This is a genomic window from Butyricimonas synergistica DSM 23225 (assembly GCF_000379665.1).
GTDB classification, from domain to species: domain Bacteria; phylum Bacteroidota; class Bacteroidia; order Bacteroidales; family Marinifilaceae; genus Butyricimonas; species Butyricimonas synergistica.
The window spans coordinates 238,558-257,810 of record NZ_KB903360.1 but is presented as its reverse complement, the minus strand read 5'-3'; the positions used below and the strand labels follow the sequence as shown (position 1 = coordinate 257,810).

The window sequence follows — 19,253 nt, the reverse complement described above, 5'->3', positions numbered from 1 at the left end:
GTTATGAGAAAATTATTGATTATAGTATGGTTGTGGCTTGCTTTGGCAAGTTGTGAAGGCTTGGAAGAAACTTATGACGATTATGCCGGTGACGGAAAAATCCGTTATATCGGGATGTGTAAGAGTATTTCAGTAGAGCCGGGTTGGGAGCGATTGATTGTTTCGTGGGAAAATAGTATAGATCCGGTGATCGAGAATATAGAGGTGGCGTGGATTGTGAACGGGGTTCGTAAAGACTCTTTATTGTCGAAAGATGCGACTACTTGTGATATCCGGGGATTGGAAGACGGAAATTATGAAGTTCTAGTAAGTAGTGTGGATAAGAATGGGAATAAATCCATTGCAATCAATGATTATGGTCGCCCCTATACCTTGAGTCATGAAATTGCACAGACTGTTTCCAGAGTGGTGATCAAAAATTTCTTTATTAAAAACCGGTTGGTGTTGTTTTTTGATAAATGGAGTGCAAATATTGAGTCTGCAGAGATGAAGTATACATTGAGTGATGGCTCTCAAGGGACTTTATTGTTGACACGAGAGTTGGTTGATCAAAAATATTATTTGCTCCCTGTAGAGATCGACCCGACAAAGCCGGTGACAGTTCATCGTAAAGGTTATATTGCCAATAGTGAAGATTTAATACTTTTTGATCCCTATGAATTGGGGCATGGTTATAACTTGACTTCTGATTTTAAATTTTTATTGAAGTCTAAGTATGGGCAATATGAGATTACAAGTGATTTTGTTGAAAATCAGAATGAATTAGAGATAGATTATTCGATAAACAGTATTGAAGATTTGCTTTATTTCCCGAATTTGACAAAACTTTATTTGGGAAGGAATCGATATATGTTATCCAAATATGTTATCTATCCGACCGGAACGGATGGTTATTATTGTGGTAGTGATAGTAAAATTTTGGGAGTAGAAGATATATCTGCTCGATATGCAAAATCTCTTTTTATATTGAATACTATGCATGAACTTAACGGATTGACGGTAGAGCGTTATAACCAACATTTCTTAATGTTTTTGTATACAAATAATTTGTCATTTGTCGAAAATAAAGGGAATCCGGAAGTCCCGGAAAGAGAGTTTCTTTCTAATACTGAGTTTACTTACCAATGTAGCGTGGAGGATGCCGCAAATTATGATTCGCATTTGGAGAATCTTTTTGATCAAGATGTTGAAACGGCTTGGATGCCAGAACAACTTCCCTCTCCCCGTAGATACGTGATAACAGTAGATTTTGAAACCGCAAGAAAAATCAATGGAGTGCAGTTTGTTCAGCGTATAGTGGACCCGCGGACGGATCGAAATTCATTAAAATTCTTTCCCGGTACGGTTTTGATCCAGGGATCAAATAATGGCGTTACGTGGTTTGATGTGGCTTATGCCGAAAATCAAACTTTAGGGAAAACAATAGGAGAGACGACAGAAGTCTCTTTCCGAGAAAATTTAGAAAATATCCGATACCTTAAATTTACGTTGGACGATTCTCCTTTGGGATCTAATTATTCTATTTCGTTGGCGGAATTGGGAATATTTTGATTGGACAGTTTTTTTGTAAACAGAACAGAGTGGGTCGGTGCTTGCTTTCGCTAAGCATCGACTACTTTTATAGAAAAATGGAGATATAATGAAAAGTATAAGTTGTTTTGTATTGTTGCTTTGTTTTGCTGTGACTGGGATAGCGCAAAATCGTAGTATCAAGTTCGAACAAATCAAGGATTGGTCTCAAATTATCGAAAAGGCTAAAGAAACGGGCAAACTCGTTTTCGTGGATTGTTTCACGGAATGGTGTGGCCCATGCAAAATGTTGTCTTTGAAAGTATTTACAAATGATTCGGTGGCAGATTATTTTAACGAGCATTTCGTTTGTGTGAAGTTCGATATGGAAAAAGATAGGGATGGAATGATGCATAAAGATACTTGGGGAGTGACGGCTTTCCCAACTCTTCTTTTTATTGATGCCAAAAGTGAACGATCTATGCAGAAATTAATGGGTTTCCGACCGGCAACGGCTTTATTGGAATCGGCACGAAAAATTGTGGAATTGGCGGCTACAGAGGATCAGTACGAACGGGGGAGAAGCGATGCAAAATCTGTTTGTCAGTTGGTTGTTGCGTTGAGGAATTCCGGTAAAGAACAAGAAGCAATGTTGGTAATGAACGAATATTTCAAAGGCATGACGCCGGAACAGATGGCTACACCTGAAAATTGGGCGATTATTTTTCAATGTACTGATGATATTTTATCGTTTCCATTGAGTGTCGTAAATGAGCATCGGGAACTTTTTTCTGCAATTCCGGGAAAGGATCAGCAACAGGTCGTTGAATACAAGTTGAATAATGCCGTACTTCAGATGGCCGTTCAATTTGCCACCAATCCAAATCTTGCTGTTTGGGATCAAGGGCGTTATAATGCTTTTGTAACTTTTTTAGAAACTTTTCAAGGAGAAGTGCGTCCGATGGCGGCGGTATGGTTGAATACATCGTCATTTGTTCAGCGTAAACAATGGCAACAATTGTTAGCGGCAATAGATGCTGTCCACCAGGATCATATTCTTCCTCTGGAACAATTTGGTCAGTATTTGATTTATTATATGACTGCCCTCGGAAAATCAGGAGAGAAAAAGTATATAGATCAAGGTATTATATGGTTGGATGCGGCTCTTGCCCAAGTGCAAAAAGAGGATAAGTTATCTTATTATACAATGGCTATTTTAGCTGATGCTAAATTACATCTTTGCAATGAATCGGGGAGGTTCGGTACTGCAAAAAAAGCACAGAAAGAATTTCAGGGTTACATCGAAAAATACAAGACATTGAAAAATTAGTGATAGAAAGCAATTTTTTTATCTTCGGGAAGGTCTTTGAAAAGACTTTGATGAGAAGGGGAAAGGAAAATGTAAGTTTATTTGTTTGTAAGTACGCCTAACCATCTCACTGTCTTGTGCTTTTTTTGAAAAAAAAGATAGAAATGTTTGGTGGTGATATATAAAGTTAGTACATTCGCGAGCCAAATTGAATAAAAGTAACTAATTTAAAAGTACTTGTATGCCAACTATTCAACAGTTAGTAAGAAAAGGAAGAACAAAAATCCAGGACAAGAGTAAAGCTCCGGCTTTGGATGCTTGCCCACAAAGACGCGGGGTTTGCGTTCGTGTGTACACGACTACCCCGAAGAAACCGAACTCAGCAATGAGAAAGGTTGCCAGAGTTAGATTAACCAACGGAAAAGAGGTGAATGCCTACATTCCGGGAGAAGGACACAACTTGCAAGAGCACTCTATCGTTTTGATCAGAGGTGGTCGTGTGAAAGACCTTCCGGGAGTTCGTTACCACTTGGTTCGTGGTACATTGGATGCAGCTGGTGTAAACGGTCGTTTACAGAGTCGTTCCAAGTATGGTGCCAAGAGACCGAAAAAAGGCGCAGCACCTGCTCCGGCAAAAGGTAAAAAGTAAAAGTTAGTGATTAACAGGAGTTGTTTATGGGTTGTTCCCGAAAAGTTGAGTAAATGGTCGTGAGACCGTTGAAGACCGGAAAGGGCAGCGAACGAACAAATTCGTAAACTAGAAGAGATGAGAAAGAGTAAACCAAAGAAAAGAATCCTGTTACCGGACCCGAAGTTTAGCGATGTATTAGTGACTCGGTTCGTTAATGATTTGATGGTAGACGGAAAGAAGTCTATCGCGTTTAGAATCTTCTACGATGCAATTGATATTGTAGATGAAAAATTAGCTAAGAAAGAAGAAAAACCAGCGTTGGAAATCTGGAAACAAGCTTTGGAGAATATCACTCCGCAAGTTGAGGTAAAGAGTCGTCGTGTAGGTGGGGCTACATTCCAAGTGCCGACGGAAATCAACCCGACGAGAAAAAGAGCCCTCTCCGTGAAAAATATGATTCTGTTCTCTCGCAAAAGAAGCGGTAGAAACATGGCAGAGAAACTAGCTGCTGAGATCATGGCTGCATACAAGGAAGAAGGAGCGGCTTTCAAAAAGAAAGAGGATATTCACCGTATGGCTGAAGCCAACAGAGCTTTTGCACATTTCAGATTTTAATTGAAGGGATAGAAAGAAGATGGCAAAAAGAGATTTACATTTTACAAGAAATATCGGTATCATGGCTCACATCGATGCCGGAAAAACCACAACGACAGAGCGTATCCTGTATTTCACTGGAGTGAACCACAAGATTGGTGAAACTCACGATGGTACGGCTACCATGGACTGGATGGTGCAGGAGCAGGAGAGAGGTATCACCATTACTTCTGCCGCTACCACGTGTTTCTGGAATTATCAGGATCAGCAATATAAAATTAATATTATCGACACCCCGGGGCACGTTGACTTCACGGTTGAGGTAGAGCGTTCCTTGCGTGTATTGGACGGTGCTGTGGCATTGTTCTGTGCCGTGGGTGGCGTGGAAGCACAATCGGAAACCGTTTGGCGTCAGGCAAACAAGTACGGGGTTCCGAGAATCGCTTTCGTGAACAAAATGGACCGTTCAGGTGCTGACTTTTTCAAGGCAGTGCGTGAAATTCGCGAGAAATTGAAAGCTAACCCGATTCCGTTGCAGTTGCCTATCGGCGCTGAAGAGAGTTTCGAGGGAGTGATCGATCTGATCGAGATGAAGGCTTACGTGTGGGAGAATGGTGAGAAAACCGCTACGATTAAAGAAATCCCGGCTAATTTGTTGGCTGAGGCTCAAGAATGGAGAGAGAAGTTGGTTGAGGCTGCTGCTGTCCAGGACGAGGCTTTAATGGAACGTTTCTTCGAGGATCCGGATTCAATTACTGTTGAGGAGTTGAAAGCCGTGGTTCGTAAAGCAGTTATTGCTATGGACTTCTGTCCGGTGATGTGCGGTTCTTCATTCAAGAACAAGGGTGTTCAGAATTTGTTGGACGCTGTTGTCGCTTATTTACCTCACCCGCTGGATATTCCGGCTGCTGCTGGTAAAAGACCGCGTACCGAGGAGGCTGTGACTTTCGAGATTGACCCGGAAGCTCCGCTTTCCGCGTTGGCATTCAAGATCGCGACCGACCCGTTCGTGGGACGTTTGTGCTACACTCGTGTTTACTCCGGTAAAATTGAGTCGGGTTCATACGTTTACAACCCGCGAACTGAAAAGAAAGAACGTATTTCTCGTTTGTTCCAAATGCACTCGAACAAGCAACAGGCTAAAGATGTAATCGAAGCCGGAGATATTTGCGCTTGCGTTGGATTCAAAGATATTCGTACCGGAGATACCTTGTGTTCAGAGGAAAACCAGATCGTATTGGAAAGTATGACCTTCCCGGAACCCGTGATTGGTATCGCTGTTGAACCGCTTACCCAGAAGGATACGGATAAGTTAGGTATGGCTTTGGCTAAATTGGCCGAAGAAGACCCGACCTTCCGCGTGAAAACTGACGAGGATTCAGGTCAGACCGTAATCAGCGGTATGGGTGAGCTTCACTTGGATATTATCCTTGACCGTCTGAGACGCGAGTTCAAGGTTGAATGTAACCAAGGTGCACCTCAAGTGGCTTACAAAGAGGCTATCACCGGTTCTGTTGAACACCGTCACGTGTTCAAGAAACAAACCGGAGGTCGTGGTAAGTTCGCTGATATTATTTTCAGAATGGAACCCGCCGAGGACGGAAAAGATGGCTTGACTTTCGTGAACGAGGTGAAAGGTGGTAATATCCCGAAGGAATTTATCCCGTCAGTAGAGAAAGGATTCAAGGATGCCATGGTGAATGGTGTGTTGGCTGGTTATGAACTCGTAAGTTTGAAGATCACTTTGCTTGACGGTTCGTTCCACCCGGTTGACTCTGATGCGTTGTCTTTCGAAATGGCTGCCAAGATCGGTTACAAGGAAGCTGCTCAAAAGGCAAAACCGGTGTTGTTGGAGCCGATCATGAAACTCGAGGTGGTAACCCCCGAAGAGTACATGGGTGATATTATCGGTGACTTGAACCGTCGCCGGGGACAAGTTGAAGGAATGGAGTCTAGAGCCGGAGCTCGCGTGATAGAGGCTAAAGTGCCGCTTGCAGAGCAGTTCGGTTACGTGACCGTTTTGAGAACGTTGTCATCCGGTCGTGCAAGTTCTTCAATGGAGTTCTCTCATTATGCAGAGGTTCCGAAGGGAATTGCCAAGGAAGTTATCGAAAAAAATAACGGTAGAGTAGAATTATTGTAAGAATTTTAGATTGTCGATTTACGATTCTCGTTTATCTTGAATCGTAAATCTTAAATCATAAATCATAATTAAAAACATGAGCCAAAAAATCAGAATTAAGTTGAAATCTTACGATCACAACTTGGTTGACAAGTCTGCAGAGAAGATTGTAAAGACAGTGAAGGCTACCGGTGCAGTGGTAAGCGGACCGATTCCGCTTCCGACTCACAAGGGAATTTTTACTGTGAACCGCTCTACGTTCGTGAACAAAAAGAGCCGCGAGCAATTCTTGGTATGCACGTTCAAAAGATTGATTGATATCTACAGTTCAACTGCAGGTACAATTGATGCTTTGATGAAACTAGAGTTGCCGAGTGGTGTTGAAGTAGAGATTAAAGTTTGATAACGGCGAAAACCTATGTCGTTATTAGAGAGATTGAAAACCTATTTTTAAAAAGAAAAAAAGAGATGCCAGGTTTAATTGGAAAAAAAGTCGGAATGACTTCCGTATTCAGTGCCGAGGGAAAAAGTATTCCATGCACTGTGATTGAGGCCGGTCCATGTGTTGTAACCCAGGTAAAAACTGTAGAGAAGGACGGTTACACAGCACTTCAGTTGGGGTTTGATGACAAAAAAGAGAAAAACACAACGAAGCCGCTAAGTGGACACTTTAAAAAGGCAGGCACAACTCCAAAAAGAAAACTTGTCGAGTTTTCTGGGTATGATGTCGAGTACAAGTTAGGAGATGTAATTGACGTGAAACTGTTCGAGGGAACAGAATACGTTGATGTTGTCGGAACCAGCAAAGGGAAAGGATTCCAGGGCGTTGTGAAACGTCACGGGTTTGCTGGAGTTGGAGAGGCTACTCACGGTCAGCACAACCGCCAGAGAAAGCCGGGATCTATCGGTGCTTGTTCTACACCGTCACGTGTATTCAAAGGAATGCGCATGGGTGGACAAACAGGTGGTGATAGAATAACGGTTCAGAACTTGGAGGTGTTGAAGGTGATTCCTGAGAATAATTTGTTATTGGTGAAGGGTTCTATCCCCGGAGCTAAAGGTTCATACGTAATTATCGAGAAGTAATGGAGTTAAGTGTATTAAACATTGCCGGACAAGAAACAGGCAGGAAGATAGAGTTAAATGACGCTATCTTCGGGATTCAGCCTAACGAACACGCTATCTATCTTGATGTAAAGCAGTTTTTAGCGAACAACCGCCAAGGAACCCACAAGTCAAAACAAAGAAATGAGATTTCCGGTAGTACCCGCAAGCTGAAAAAGCAAAAAGGAACCGGTGGAGCCCGTGCTGGTGGTATCAAGAATCCTCTGTTCAGAGGAGGTGGTAGAGTGTTTGGACCCGTACCAAGAGATTATAGCTTCAAGTTGAACAAGAAGCTGAAAAGATTGGCCCGTAAATCAGCATTATCTGTAAAAGTTGCCGAAAATGCGGTAACGATTGTTGAGGATCTCAACTTTGAGGCACCGAAGACAAAACAGATGATTCAGCTGTTGAATAACCTGAAATTAGGAGATCGGAACATCCTGTTGGTTACGAATAGCGAGATAAACGAGAACGTTTTGTTATCCGCTCGTAACTTGCAATACGTGGATGTGATGAGAGTTTGCGATCTTGCAACTTACAATATCATGAGAGCTAAGAATCTCGTGTTCGTTGAAAGTTCAGTGCAGGGCCTGAATGAAATGTTCAATCTTAATGAAGAGTAAGACATGCAAGTAATTTTTAAGCCCATTTTGTCAGAGAAAATGACAGCATTGACTGACAAGCAGAACAGAGTAGCATTCGTTGTGAGCAAAGCGGCGAATAAATTAGAGATTAAGAGAGCAGTTGAAGCAATGTACAGCGTGACCGTGAAGAACGTGAACACTATGGTGTACCAAGGAGATGCTAAATCTCGTTACACGAAAGCTGGTGTTATTTCCGGGAGAACCGCTTCATTCAAGAAAGCAATTGTGACCTTAGCAGAAGGTGATAGTATTGATTTTTTTAGCAATATTTAATTAAGATGGCTGTAAGAAAATTAAATCCTGTAACTCCTGGTCAGAGACATAAGGTAGCGATTACCTTTGATCAGGTGACTACAGATAGACCTGAGAAATCATTGTTAGGACCAAAGAGTAAAACTGGTGGACGTAATAACACCGGTAAAATGACAATGAGATATATAGGTGGTGGTCATAAACAAAGATACAGAATAATAGATTTTAAACGTGACAAGGACAATGTTCCGGCTCGTGTTGCAACAATCGAGTACGATCCCAATCGTACGGCGAGAATTGCTCTATTAGTGTATGCAGATGGAGAGAAACGTTACATCGTGGCACCGGACGGCTTGCAAGTTGATCAAACCGTGATAAGTGGTGCAGGTGTTGCTCCTGAAGTAGGTAATTCTTTGTTCTTATCTGAAATCCCACTAGGTACAATCATTCATAACATCGAGTTAAGACCGCAACAAGGAGCCGTGATGGCTCGTAGTGCCGGTTCTTCCGCTCAGTTAGTAGCAAGAGACGGTAAATACGTTTCTATCAAATTACCTTCCGGTGAAGTTCGTATGGTGTTGGCTGCTTGTCGCGCCACTGTTGGTACGGTGTCTAACTCCGACCATGCATTGGAACGTTCAGGTAAAGCCGGTCGTACGCGCTGGTTAGGTCGCAGACCTCGCGTGAGAGGTGTCGTGATGAACCCGGTTGATCACCCGATGGGTGGTGGTGAAGGCCGCGCTTCAGGAGGACATCCTCGTTCAAGAAAAGGCTTGTTGGCTAAAGGATACAAGACTAGAGCTCCGAAGAAGCACTCTAGCAAGTATATCATAGAAAGAAGGAAAAAATAACTGATTAATTATTGATGTTATGAGTCGTTCGTTAAAAAAAGGCCCTTTTATAGATTTCAAGCTAGAGAAAAAAGTATTGGTAATGAATGAGTCCAATAAGAAATCGGTTGTTAAGACCTGGGCTCGTCACTCCATGATTTCTCCGGACTTCGTAGGGCACACTATCGCTGTACACAACGGTAATAAATTTATCCCCGTATTCGTGACTGAAAATATGGTAGGTCATAAACTGGGAGAATTTGCGCCGACGCGTACATTCAGAGGCCATGCTGATAAGAAGAAAAAATAATGCATGGTAAGGTTGAACTAAAGAAGATGTATTAAAATGGGTGCAAGAAAAAGATTAAGAGCAAATCAGAATAAAGAAGCCAAAAAAGAGAAGGCTTTTGCAATTCTTCGCGATTGTCCTACATCTCCTCAAAAAATGAGATTAGTAGCAGACTTGGTTCGCGGAGTAGATGTACAGAAAGCTTTGGATATGCTTAAGTTTTGTCCTAAAGAAGCTGCTCGTAAAGTTGAAAAGCTGTTGCTTTCAGCGATTGCAAACTGGGAACAGAAGAACGAAGGGAAGCGTGTTGACGAAGCCGCTTTGTTCGTGCAAGAGATTTTCGTTGATGGTGCAGGAATGTTGAAAAGACTTAGACCGGCCCCGCAAGGAAGAGCACACCGGATTCGTAAACGTTCAAATCACGTGACGATCGTGCTGGGAAGCAAGACAGCTGTTGAAAACATTACAAAAGAATAGTTACATGGGACAGAAAGTTAATCCAATAAGCAATAGATTAGGAATCATCAGAGGATGGGATTCTAACTGGTTTGGCGGTAAGAACTATGGCGATAAGTTGGTGGAAGATTACAAGATCAGAAAGTATCTGAACGCCCGTCTCGCTAAAGCCGGAATCGCTAAAATTGTTATCGAGAGAACTTTGAAGCTCATCACCATCACCATCAACACCGCTCGTCCGGGTATTATCATTGGTAAAGGCGGACAGGAAGTTGACAAGTTGAAGGAGGAGTTGAAGAAGATCACTGATAAGGAAGTTCAAATTAATATCTTCGAGATCAAGCGTCCTGAATTGGATGCCGTGATCGTAGGCAATAATATAGCTCGTCAGTTGGAAGGTCGTGTAGCTTACCGTCGGGCTATCAAGATGGCTATCGCTTCAACCATGAGAATGGGAGCGGAAGGTGTCAAGATTTTGATCTCCGGTCGTTTGAACGGTGCGGAAATGGCGAGAGCCGAAATCTACAAGGAAGGTAGAATTCCGTTGCACACGTTCCGTGCTGATATAGACTACGCTCAGGCCGAGGCTTTGACTACCTACGGTCAGCTGGGTATTAAGGTTTGGATTTGCAAAGGAGAGGTTTACGGTAAACGTGAATTGGTTCCGAATGCACTGGTAAGCGCTCCGAAGGAGAACAACCGTCCGAACAATGCCGGCAAAAAAGGCGGGTTTAAAAAGAGAAAAAAATAGTCTTTTAACTTTTAAATAGATCAAGAGCTATGTTACAGCCAAAAAGGACTAAATACAGAAGATCGCAGAAAGGGAGAATGAGAGGGAATGCCCAGAGAGGACATGAACTTGCATTCGGGTCTTTCGGGATCAAGGCGTTGGAGAACATGTGGATCGAACAACGCCAGATTGAAGCAGCCCGTGTCGCGGTAACCCGTTACATGCAAAGACAGGGCCAGATATGGATTCGTATATTTCCAGATAAACCTATTACTAAAAAACCCGCTGAGGTTCGTATGGGTAAGGGTAAGGGATCTCCAGAAGGATTCGTTGCTCCGGTTACTCCGGGACGTATTCTTTTCGAAGCAGATGGAGTACCGTACGCAATCGCTAAAGAGGCATTGCGTTTAGCAGCTCAAAAGTTGCCCATCGCTACGAAGTTTGTGGTTAGACGTGATTATGCTGAGTAGTCGTAGACTATTTTGAATTTCGAAACGAAAAAATGTAAGAGAAATGAAAACATCAGAAATTAAGGATTTAACCACTGAAGAGATAAAAGAGAAGATCGGGACAGAAAAATCTGCCTTGACGAAGTTGAAGATGAACCATGCTGTTTCTCCTCTTGAGAACCCGATGTTAATTCGGACTACAAGAAGAAATATCGCTAGATTGATGACGGAGTTACGCAAGCGTGAATTAAACAAGTAGTAGAAAATGGAAAGAAATCTTAGAAAAGAGCGTACCGGTCTTGTGGTAAGCAACAAGATGGACAAGTCTATCACGGTTGCAGTTCACTTTAAGGAGAAGCACCCGATTTACGGGAAGTTCGTCAGCAAGACCAAAAAGTTCACTGCCCACGATGAGAAGAACGAATGTAACATCGGGGATACAGTAAGAATTATGGAAACTCGTCCCTTGAGCAAGACCAAGAGATGGAGATTAGTTGAAATCATTGAAAGAGCTAAGTAATCATGATACAACAAGAGAGTAGATTGACCGTAGCCGATAACAGCGGCGCTAGAGAAGTGCTTTGTATCCGTGTTCTTGGTGGAACCAAGAAAAGATACGCACGCGTAGGCGATAAAATCGTTGTTACCGTGAAGAACGCCATCCCGAACGGGGATATCAAAAAAGGAACCGTTAGCAAGGCAGTGGTAGTTCGTGTAAGCAAAGAGTACAGACGTCCGGACGGATCTTATATCCGCTTTGATGACAATGCTTGTGTGTTGTTGAACAACGCGGGAGAAATGAGAGGAACTCGTATCTTCGGACCTGTAGCCAGAGAAGTTCGTGAGGGTTATACCAAGATTGTATCTTTAGCCCCCGAAGTACTTTAAGATTTTAGATTTATGATTTTAGATTTTAGATTGAATAATGATCGGAAGTCTTGAAGTCATAAATCGTAAATCATGAATCATAAATAATTTATACGATGAGCAAAAAGTTTCATATAAAGAAAGGTGACTTAGTTCAGGTAAATGCAGGAGAAGACAGAGGGAAGCAGGGAAAGGTACTTGAAATGATTCCGGACAAGCAAAGAGCCATTGTTGAAGGGATCAACCTGGTAAGCAAACATACCAAACCCAATGCAGCTAACCCGCAAGGAGGAATCGTTAAGAAAGAGGCTCCTATCCACATTTCTAACTTGAACGTGGTTGACCCGCAAACCGGTAAGCCGACCAAGATCGGACGCCGCCGGAATGCAGAAGGAAAATTAGTGAGATACGCTAAGAAATCCGGTCAGGAATTGAAGTAAGAATAAATAAAATTGCAGGTTGTTTTAGAGCAACTTGCAATTTATAATTTTAATTTGTAGTTTTGCAGCCGCAAAATGAAAATGATATGCCGTGAGGCATAGTAACAAATATTATAAATGAAATACGTACCAAATTACAAAAAGAAGTATAGCGAAGAAATTGTACCGACTTTGATGAAAGAGTTCGGATACAAGTCAGTTATGCAAGCACCCAGATTGGAGAAGATAGTAATCAATCAGGGCGTGGGATCATCCATCCAGGATAAGAAAATCCTTGAGTTTTCGGTAAACGAGATCGCTACCATCACCGGTCAGAAACCCGTTACCTGTAAATCAACCAAGGACGTTTCTAATTTTAAATTGCGTAAAGGAATGCCGATCGGCGTGCGAGTAACTTTACGTAAAGAACGTATGTATGAATTTTTAGAAAGACTTATTGTTTCCGCCCTTCCGCGTATCCGCGACTTCAAGGGAATTAACAATAAGCTTGACGGAAGAGGAAATTACACATTAGGAGTAGAAGAGCAAATCATATTCCCGGAAATCGTGTTGGATTCTGTCCACAAGATCATGGGTATGAATATCACTTTTGTAACTTCGGCTAATACCGACGAAGAGGCTTTTGCTCTTCTAAGAGAATTTGGATTACCATTTAAAAAGAACTAAAAAAAAAGCGAAATGGCAAAAGAATCAATGAAAGCCCGTGAGGTGAAGCGTGCAAAATTGGTAGAAAAGTACGCTGCGAAACGAGCTAAATTAAAAGAGGAAGGTGACTACGTGGGTCTGAGCCTTCTACCTAAGAACTCCAGTCGCGTTCGTTTGCACAACAGATGCAAGCTGACCGGAAGACCGAGAGGGTACATGAGACAATTTGGTATAAGCAGAATTCAATTCCGCGAGATGGCTTCAGCGGGACTTATACCTGGAGTTAAAAAGGCTAGTTGGTAATATTTAAAAAAATTAGAGAAATGACAGATCCAATAGCAGATTTCCTTACTCGCATTAGAAATGCAGTGAAAGCAGGTCATAAAGTTGTGGATATCCCCGGGTCAAAAATGAAACGGGAAATGACCAAGATCTTAAAGGAAAAAGGATATATCCTGAATTACAAATTTGAGCAAGATGGTGTCAGAAGCAATATCAAAATCGCTTTGAAATATCATCCCGAGACTAAGGCTCCCGCCATTAGGACATTGACACGTGTTTCAAAACCGGGTCTGAGACGTTACACAAACGTAGAGGATATGCCTCGCGTGTTGAACGGATTGGGTATCGCGATTTTGTCAACGTCATTGGGCGTAATGTCTGATAAAGAAGCTCGCCAGAAGAATGTTGGCGGTGAAGTATTGTGCTATGTTTATTAATAAAAAGGGCGGAAAATGTCACGAATAGGAAAATTACCAATAGATATACCACAAGGGGTTACAGTAACTGTAAATCCTAATAACACGGTCGTCGTAAAGGGTCCGAAGGGAGAACTTTCTCAGGACGTACACGGAGAAATGATCGTGAAAGTGGAAGGAGCTCACGTAATCGTTGAGCGTCCGTCAGAAGATAAAGCTCATAAAGCCATGCACGGATTATATCGTGCTTTGATTCATAACATGGTTGTAGGTGTTTCTGAAGGTTACACGATCAAACAAGAGTTGGTCGGAGTCGGTTACCGCGCTAACGCTGAAGGTCAGGTTCTTGAATTGGGATTAGGTTATTCACACGGAATCTTCCTGGTATTACCGAATGAAGTGAAGGTGAGTGTACTCAATGAAAAACGTGCTAACCCGATTATCACGCTGGAAAGTTGCGATAAACAACTTATCGGTCAGGTAGCGGCTAAGATCCGTTCATTCCGTAAGCCGGAGCCTTACAAGGGTAAAGGTATTAAGTTTGTGGGTGAAGTTCTTCGTCGTAAGGCTGGTAAATCAGCTAAAGTTTAATCACCTGTAAAAAAGTAATGTTATGGCTTTAACTAAGGTAGAAAGAAGAATAAGAATAAAAAGAAGAATACGTAAAGTAGTCTTCGGAACAGCTGAGAGACCCCGTTTGTCTGTATTCCGTTCAAACAAACAAATCTCTGCTCAGTTGATTGATGATAATGCCGGAAAGACATTAGTAGCAGCAACCTCTCTTTGCAAAGAGATCGCTGAGAAAAAAGGCAACAAAACAGAACAGGCTCAATTGTTGGGTGCGATGATTGCTGAAAAAGCAAAGGCAGCCGGGATCGACTCTGTTGTGTTTGACAGAAACGGGTATTTGTATCACGGAAGAGTGAAAGCATTAGCAGATGCAGCTCGTAACGGTGGTCTTAATTTTTAAAAGTAGGCAAGCATGGAACAGAAGATTAATAGTGCAGACTTGGAATTGAAAGACAGATTGGTGGCTATCAACCGCGTAACTAAGGTTACCAAGGGAGGTAGAACCTTCAGTTTCTCTGCAATCGTGGTGGTAGGCGACGAAAATGGTACGGTAGGTTACGGGTTAGGTAAAGCTAACGAGGTAACAACTGCTATTTCAAAAGGTGTTGAAGCCGCGAAGAAGAATTTGATTAAAGTGCCTGTTTTGAAAGGAACCCTTCCTCACGAGCAAGAGGCTAAATATAGCGGTGCAACCGTGTTTATGCGTCCCGCTTCTTCAGGTACCGGGCTGGTAGCCGGAGGTGCTATGCGTGCCGTATTGGAGAGTGCCGGAATAAAAGACGTGTTGGCCAAATCTAAAGGATCATCTAACCCTCATAACTTGGTAAAAGCTACTTTTGCAGCTTTGAAGTTATTGAGAGATCCTCGCATGGTAGCTCAACAGAGAGGCATTAGTCTTGACAAAGTGTTTAACGGTTAAAACTGAAAGAACGATGGCAAAGATTAAAATTACACTGGTAAAGAGTAGATGTGGCAGCGACAAACGTCAGATTGCTACTTTGAACGCATTAGGCCTCGGGAAAGTGAGCAGTAGTGTTGAACACGAAACTTCACCCCAGATCATGGGTATGGTAGCCAAGATTAAACACTTGGTACGCGTGGAGGATGTAAAGTAATTGTCGAACCTATTTTAAAGATAGTATACAATGGATTTAAGTAGCTTAAAACCGGCTGCCGGATCAACTCACAGTGAGAAAAGAATTGGTCGCGGTCAAGGTTCCGGAAAAGGAGGTACTTCTACAAGAGGACATAAAGGTGCGAAATCAAGATCAGGTTTTAAATCTAAGATCGGTTTTGAGGGAGGACAGATGCCTTTGCAGAGACGTGTACCGAAATTTGGCTTTAAAAATGTAAATAGAGTAGATTATAAAGCTATTAATGTAGGGATGCTTCAGGATTTGGCTGAAAGAGAAAATCTTACAGTAATTGACAGAGACGTTTTGATTCAAGCCGGATTAATGTCTAAGAACGATCTTCTTAAGGTATTAGGTGATGGAGCGTTAACTACTAAGCTAGAGGTGAAGGCTAATGCTTTCTCTGCTAAGGCTGTAGCTGCTATCGAGGCTGCGGGCGGAACGGTAGTTAAATTGTAAGATTAAAAATTTGGGAGTTTAAAGTTGTTTTTAAAATAGAATTACTATTTTTGAAGCAACTTTAACAAAAACCCAAATCAATGCCTTAAAAGAAAGAACTTATGAAGTTATTTGATACATTAAAGAACATTTGGAAAATAGAGGAGCTCAAGACTAGGATTCTTACTACGCTTGGGCTTATTCTCGTTTACAGGTTAGGAACAGAGATCGTACTGCCTGGTATCGACCCTCACGGCTTGCAGGCCTTGAAAGACCAGACTTCCACCGGCGTTTTAGGCTTGTTGGATATGTTCTCGGGGGGAGCGTTCTCGAACGCGTCGGTATTTGCTTTGGGTATTATGCCTTACATCTCCGCCTCCATCGTGGTGCAGTTATTGGGAATTGCAGTTCCTTATTTCCAGCGCTTACAAAAAGAAGGCGAGAGCGGTAGACGTAAGATCAACCAAATCACGCGGTACCTTACTTTGGTGATCCTGGTATTACAAGGTTCAGCGTATCTTACAAACTTAAAAGCTCAGGTGCCTGTAGAGGCTTTCGTGTCTACTGGTTTTTGGCAATTCCAACTTCCTTCCATTGTCATTATGGCAGCGGGATCTATGTTTGTCCTGTGGTTGGGAGAGAGAATTACAGACAAGGGAATCGGTAATGGTGTTTCCATCATCATCATGATTGGTATCATCGCTCGTTTACCGTTCGCTTTTGTTGCCGAAGTAACTTCTAGAGTAACTCAACAAGGAGGAGGATTAGTGGCTTTCTTGATCGAGTTGATTATATTGTTCCTGGTATTTTGCGGTTCCATTCTGCTTGTTCAAGGTACGCGTAAAGTGCCTGTACAGTACGCCAAGAGAATCGTGGGTAACAAACAATACGGTGGTGTTCGTCAATACATTCCGTTGAAGATAAACGCTGCCGGGGTTATGCCTATCATCTTCGCTCAGGCTATTATGTTGTTGCCGGTATCCTTGATTAACTTCTCTAATGCAGAGGGGTTGTCTTGGTTCGCTGCGGCATTCTCCGATTTTACCGGGTTCTGGTATAACTTTACCTTCTTTGTGTTGATTGTCGCGTTTACTTATTTCTACACGGCTATCACGGTCAATCCGATGCAGATGTCAGAGGATATGAAGAAGAACGGTGGATTCATTCCGGGGGTAAAACCGGGAAGAAAAACGATGGAGTTCCTTGATACGATTATGTCGAGAATCACACTTCCGGGATCTATTTTCTTGGGATTTGTGGCAATCCTTCCGGCTTTCGCCCAATTATCCGGCGTGAACCATCAGTTTGCCCAATTCTATGGAGGTACATCTTTGTTGATTTTGGTGGGTGTAGTATTAGATACATTACAGCAAATCGAGTCCCACTTGTTGATGCGTCACTATGACGGGTTGATGAAGTCCGGACGGATCAAAGGTAAAAATCCTGGAGGACCTGCTGCGTATTAAAGAAAATATTGTACTTTTGCGGCATGATTTTTTTTAAGACACAGGAGGAAGTTGAGTTATTACGGGAAAGCAACCGATTAGTAGGAAAGACTCTGGGTGAGGTGTCCAAACACATTCGCCCGGGTATTTCGACTTTAGAGTTGGACAAGATAGCGGAAGATTTTATCCGTTCCAACGGTGGCATTCCCGGATTTCTCGGGTATGGAGGTTTCCCGAACACACTTTGCATTTCAGTGAATGACGAAGTGGTTCATGGAATTCCGTCCTCTCGTCGTTTAGAGGAAGGTGATGTCGTATCCGTTGATTGTGGGGTCGTGAAGAACGGGTTTTACGGGGATAGCGCCTATACGTTTGCTGTCGGGGAGATCAGTGAGGAAGTGAAAAAACTTTTGCAAGTGACGAAAGATAGCTTGTATAAAGGGATAGAACAGGCAGTAGCGGGAATGAGGACAGGAGATATCGGTTATGCCGTACAATCCTATGCTGAAGCGAATGGTTTTTCCGTCGTGAGGGAATTGGTAGGACACGGGGTAGGAAAGAATTTGCATGAAGAGCCTCAGGTCCCGAATTACGGTCGCCGGGGACAAGGTTGTAAGTTGAAAGTAGGGATGGTGATAGCCATCGAACCTATGATAAACATGGGAGTGCGTAACGTGTTCCAGATGGCTGACGGCTGGACGATTAAGACAAGAGATCATTTGCCGGCAGCACATTTCGAGCACACGATAGCTATCAGGAAGGGAGAAGCTGATATTTTGTCAACATTTGAATATATAGAAGACAGTAATTGTAAATTGTAAATTTTAGATTGTAAATTGTAGAGTGTTGAATACCTGGTTTAAAATCTAAAATCGTAAAATCTAAAATTGAATTATGGCGAAACAGCCTTCAATAGAGCAAGATGGAGTGATAACGGAAGCATTGTCGAATGCTATGTTTCGTGTCGAATTGGAAAACGGGCATATTATAACGGCTCATATTTCAGGAAAGATGCGGATGCACTATATAAAGATACTTCCGGGAGACAAAGTGAGAGTGGATATGTCCCCTTACGATCTCACGAAAGGTAGGATAACATTCAGATATAAAAATTAAATTGTAGAGCAATGAAAGTAAGAGCATCTGTCAAGAAGCGTAGTGCTGATTGCAAGATTGTAAGAAGAAAGGGCGTTTTATTCGTCATTTGCAAGAAGAACCCGAAATTTAAACAACGTCAGGGTTGATTATTAATTAAGTAAAAACGTAAAAGAGTTTTATGGCAAGAATCGTTGGTGTAGATTTGCCCTCCAACAAAAGAGGGGAAATAGCTCTGACCTATATCTTCGGTATAGGTAGAAGTAGTGCCAGGACCATTTTAGAAAAGGCTGGCATCGATTTTGACACTAAGGTAAAGGACTGGAATGACGATCAATTAGCTGCTGTACGTAAGGTCATCAATGATGGGTACAAAGTAGAAGGAGAATTGAGAACATCCGTTCAAATGAACATCAAACGACTGATGGATATCGGTTGTTACAGAGGAATCAGACATCGTCTTGGTCTTCCCGTAAGAGGACAAAGTACGAAGAACAATGCCCGTACGAGAAAGGGTAAGAAGAAAACTGTTGCTAACAAGAAGAAAGCAACTAAATAATTGATAAGAGATTGAATTATGGCAAAGAAGTCTACATCTAACAAGAAACGGCTAGTTAAAGTAGAAGCCGTGGGACAAGCACACGTTCATTCATCTTTTAATAACATCATTGTCTCTATGACTAACGCTAACGGACAAGTTATCTCTTGGTCATCAGCAGGTAAGATGGGATTTAGAGGATCAAAGAAAAACACCCCTTATGCAGCCCAGACCGCAGCTACCGATTGTGGTAAAGTTGCTTTCGATTTGGGAATGAGAAAAGTTAAGGTATATGTTAAAGGACCGGGTAACGGTAGAGAGTCTGCAATCCGTGCAATCCACGCTTGCGGTATCGAAGTTGCCGAGATCGTTGACGTTACGCCACTTCCGCACAATGGATGTCGTCCTCCGAAACGGAGAAGAGTATAATTAAATATTGGGTGTAATTTTTAAAATCAAATAGAA

32 protein-coding genes are annotated in these 19,253 nt (G+C 42.4%); all 32 read left to right on the top strand.

The annotated features are described in order from the left end of the window. The first annotated feature begins 3 nt into the window (after nt 1–3). The 32 genes from A3CY_RS0109575 to rpsK all read left to right on the top strand — a co-directional run bounded on the left by A3CY_RS0109575 (nt 4) and on the right by rpsK (nt 19,217). Entirely contained in the window at nt 4–1,551 is a 1,548-nt protein-coding gene (locus A3CY_RS0109575; protein ID WP_018337691.1) for a DUF4998 domain-containing protein, read from the top strand. Nucleotides 1,552–1,639: 88 nt separating this feature from the next. Continuing rightward, nucleotides 1,640–2,839, top strand: coding sequence for a thioredoxin family protein (locus tag A3CY_RS0109570; RefSeq protein WP_018337690.1), 1,200 nt, complete (start codon nt 1,640–1,642; stop codon nt 2,837–2,839). A 220-nt stretch (nt 2,840–3,059) separates the two neighbouring features. After that, a complete protein-coding gene (gene rpsL / locus A3CY_RS0109565) occupies nt 3,060–3,467 on the top strand; it encodes a 30S ribosomal protein S12 (RefSeq protein WP_018337689.1) in 408 nt (135 codons plus the stop codon). A 117-nt stretch (nt 3,468–3,584) separates the two neighbouring features. After that, entirely contained in the window at nt 3,585–4,064 is a 480-nt protein-coding gene (gene rpsG / locus A3CY_RS0109560; RefSeq protein ID WP_018337688.1) for a 30S ribosomal protein S7, read from the top strand. A gap of 19 nt (nt 4,065–4,083) precedes the next feature. Next, nucleotides 4,084–6,186 carry an elongation factor G gene (gene fusA / locus A3CY_RS0109555; protein WP_026207495.1) on the top strand — a complete coding sequence of 701 codons (2,103 nt, stop codon included), beginning with the start codon at nt 4,084–4,086 and terminating at the stop codon, nt 6,184–6,186. A gap of 76 nt (nt 6,187–6,262) precedes the next feature. Beyond that, nucleotides 6,263–6,568 carry a 30S ribosomal protein S10 gene (gene rpsJ / locus A3CY_RS0109550; protein ID WP_009137840.1) on the top strand — a complete coding sequence of 102 codons (306 nt, stop codon included), beginning with the start codon at nt 6,263–6,265 and terminating at the stop codon, nt 6,566–6,568. A 65-nt stretch (nt 6,569–6,633) separates the two neighbouring features. After that, entirely contained in the window at nt 6,634–7,251 is a 618-nt protein-coding gene (gene rplC / locus A3CY_RS0109545; protein WP_026207494.1) for a 50S ribosomal protein L3, read from the top strand. Further along, complete coding sequence (gene rplD / locus A3CY_RS0109540) at nt 7,251–7,892, top strand: 50S ribosomal protein L4 (protein WP_018337685.1); 642 nt, start codon at nt 7,251–7,253, stop codon at nt 7,890–7,892. Before rplC ends, rplD begins: the two co-directional genes overlap by 1 nt. Before the next feature lie 3 nt (nt 7,893–7,895). Continuing rightward, a complete protein-coding gene (gene rplW, locus A3CY_RS0109535) occupies nt 7,896–8,186 on the top strand; it encodes a 50S ribosomal protein L23 (RefSeq protein ID WP_018337684.1) in 291 nt (96 codons plus the stop codon). Between the two features lie 5 nt (nt 8,187–8,191). Further along, nucleotides 8,192–9,016, top strand: a complete 825-nt coding sequence (gene rplB, locus A3CY_RS0109530) for a 50S ribosomal protein L2 (RefSeq protein WP_018337683.1) — start codon at nt 8,192–8,194, stop codon at nt 9,014–9,016. A gap of 19 nt (nt 9,017–9,035) precedes the next feature. Beyond that, nucleotides 9,036–9,305, top strand: a complete 270-nt coding sequence (rpsS, locus tag A3CY_RS0109525; RefSeq protein WP_018337682.1) for a 30S ribosomal protein S19 — start codon at nt 9,036–9,038, stop codon at nt 9,303–9,305. Between the two features lie 36 nt (nt 9,306–9,341). Continuing rightward, on the top strand, nt 9,342–9,761 hold the full coding sequence (rplV, locus tag A3CY_RS0109520) for a 50S ribosomal protein L22 (RefSeq protein WP_018337681.1): 420 nt from the start codon (nt 9,342–9,344) through the stop codon (nt 9,759–9,761). 4 nt (nt 9,762–9,765) lie between these two features. After that, nucleotides 9,766–10,491, top strand: coding sequence for a 30S ribosomal protein S3 (gene rpsC / locus A3CY_RS0109515; protein ID WP_018337680.1), 726 nt, complete (start codon nt 9,766–9,768; stop codon nt 10,489–10,491). Nucleotides 10,492–10,520: 29 nt separating this feature from the next. After that, nucleotides 10,521–10,940 carry a 50S ribosomal protein L16 gene (rplP, locus tag A3CY_RS0109510; protein ID WP_018337679.1) on the top strand — a complete coding sequence of 140 codons (420 nt, stop codon included), beginning with the start codon at nt 10,521–10,523 and terminating at the stop codon, nt 10,938–10,940. Nucleotides 10,941–10,983: 43 nt separating this feature from the next. Continuing rightward, entirely contained in the window at nt 10,984–11,178 is a 195-nt protein-coding gene (rpmC, locus tag A3CY_RS0109505) for a 50S ribosomal protein L29 (protein WP_018337678.1), read from the top strand. A 6-nt stretch (nt 11,179–11,184) separates the two neighbouring features. Further along, entirely contained in the window at nt 11,185–11,439 is a 255-nt protein-coding gene (gene rpsQ / locus A3CY_RS0109500) for a 30S ribosomal protein S17 (RefSeq protein ID WP_018337677.1), read from the top strand. A gap of 2 nt (nt 11,440–11,441) precedes the next feature. Continuing rightward, nucleotides 11,442–11,807, top strand: coding sequence for a 50S ribosomal protein L14 (gene rplN, locus A3CY_RS0109495; RefSeq protein WP_018337676.1), 366 nt, complete (start codon nt 11,442–11,444; stop codon nt 11,805–11,807). 95 nt (nt 11,808–11,902) lie between these two features. Continuing rightward, the gene (gene rplX, locus A3CY_RS0109490; protein ID WP_018337675.1) at nt 11,903–12,226 is read left to right on the top strand and encodes a 50S ribosomal protein L24; all 324 of its coding nucleotides are present in this window, start codon (nt 11,903–11,905) and stop codon (nt 12,224–12,226) included. A 117-nt stretch (nt 12,227–12,343) separates the two neighbouring features. Next, nucleotides 12,344–12,892, top strand: a complete 549-nt coding sequence (gene rplE / locus A3CY_RS0109485; RefSeq protein WP_018337674.1) for a 50S ribosomal protein L5 — start codon at nt 12,344–12,346, stop codon at nt 12,890–12,892. Between the two features lie 12 nt (nt 12,893–12,904). Continuing rightward, the gene (gene rpsN, locus A3CY_RS0109480; RefSeq protein WP_018337673.1) at nt 12,905–13,174 is read left to right on the top strand and encodes a 30S ribosomal protein S14; all 270 of its coding nucleotides are present in this window, start codon (nt 12,905–12,907) and stop codon (nt 13,172–13,174) included. 20 nt (nt 13,175–13,194) lie between these two features. Then, a complete protein-coding gene (gene rpsH / locus A3CY_RS0109475) occupies nt 13,195–13,590 on the top strand; it encodes a 30S ribosomal protein S8 (protein WP_018337672.1) in 396 nt (131 codons plus the stop codon). Between the two features lie 15 nt (nt 13,591–13,605). Beyond that, nucleotides 13,606–14,160, top strand: coding sequence for a 50S ribosomal protein L6 (gene rplF / locus A3CY_RS0109470; RefSeq protein ID WP_018337671.1), 555 nt, complete (start codon nt 13,606–13,608; stop codon nt 14,158–14,160). A gap of 22 nt (nt 14,161–14,182) precedes the next feature. Beyond that, nucleotides 14,183–14,539 carry a 50S ribosomal protein L18 gene (rplR, locus tag A3CY_RS0109465; RefSeq protein ID WP_018337670.1) on the top strand — a complete coding sequence of 119 codons (357 nt, stop codon included), beginning with the start codon at nt 14,183–14,185 and terminating at the stop codon, nt 14,537–14,539. Nucleotides 14,540–14,551: 12 nt separating this feature from the next. Beyond that, nucleotides 14,552–15,058 (top strand): 30S ribosomal protein S5, encoded by a 507-nt coding sequence (rpsE, locus tag A3CY_RS0109460; RefSeq protein WP_018337669.1) that lies wholly within the window; start codon nt 14,552–14,554, stop codon nt 15,056–15,058. 13 nt (nt 15,059–15,071) lie between these two features. Further along, nucleotides 15,072–15,254 carry a 50S ribosomal protein L30 gene (gene rpmD / locus A3CY_RS0109455; RefSeq protein WP_018337668.1) on the top strand — a complete coding sequence of 61 codons (183 nt, stop codon included), beginning with the start codon at nt 15,072–15,074 and terminating at the stop codon, nt 15,252–15,254. A gap of 30 nt (nt 15,255–15,284) precedes the next feature. After that, the gene (rplO, locus tag A3CY_RS0109450) at nt 15,285–15,731 is read left to right on the top strand and encodes a 50S ribosomal protein L15 (protein ID WP_018337667.1); all 447 of its coding nucleotides are present in this window, start codon (nt 15,285–15,287) and stop codon (nt 15,729–15,731) included. Between the two features lie 101 nt (nt 15,732–15,832). After that, nucleotides 15,833–17,176: a preprotein translocase subunit SecY gene (secY, locus tag A3CY_RS0109445; RefSeq protein WP_018337666.1), complete on the top strand. Its 1,344-nt coding sequence runs from the start codon at nt 15,833–15,835 to the stop codon at nt 17,174–17,176. A 23-nt stretch (nt 17,177–17,199) separates the two neighbouring features. After that, on the top strand, nt 17,200–17,976 hold the full coding sequence (map, locus tag A3CY_RS0109440; RefSeq protein ID WP_018337665.1) for a type I methionyl aminopeptidase: 777 nt from the start codon (nt 17,200–17,202) through the stop codon (nt 17,974–17,976). A 73-nt stretch (nt 17,977–18,049) separates the two neighbouring features. After that, complete coding sequence (gene infA / locus A3CY_RS0109435) at nt 18,050–18,271, top strand: translation initiation factor IF-1 (protein ID WP_018337664.1); 222 nt, start codon at nt 18,050–18,052, stop codon at nt 18,269–18,271. A gap of 11 nt (nt 18,272–18,282) precedes the next feature. Continuing rightward, entirely contained in the window at nt 18,283–18,399 is a 117-nt protein-coding gene (rpmJ, locus tag A3CY_RS20690) for a 50S ribosomal protein L36 (protein ID WP_018337663.1), read from the top strand. Nucleotides 18,400–18,431: 32 nt separating this feature from the next. After that, the gene (gene rpsM / locus A3CY_RS0109430) at nt 18,432–18,809 is read left to right on the top strand and encodes a 30S ribosomal protein S13 (RefSeq protein ID WP_018337662.1); all 378 of its coding nucleotides are present in this window, start codon (nt 18,432–18,434) and stop codon (nt 18,807–18,809) included. A gap of 18 nt (nt 18,810–18,827) precedes the next feature. Then, nucleotides 18,828–19,217 (top strand): 30S ribosomal protein S11, encoded by a 390-nt coding sequence (rpsK, locus tag A3CY_RS0109425; RefSeq protein WP_018337661.1) that lies wholly within the window; start codon nt 18,828–18,830, stop codon nt 19,215–19,217. Nucleotides 19,218–19,253 lie beyond the last annotated feature (36 nt).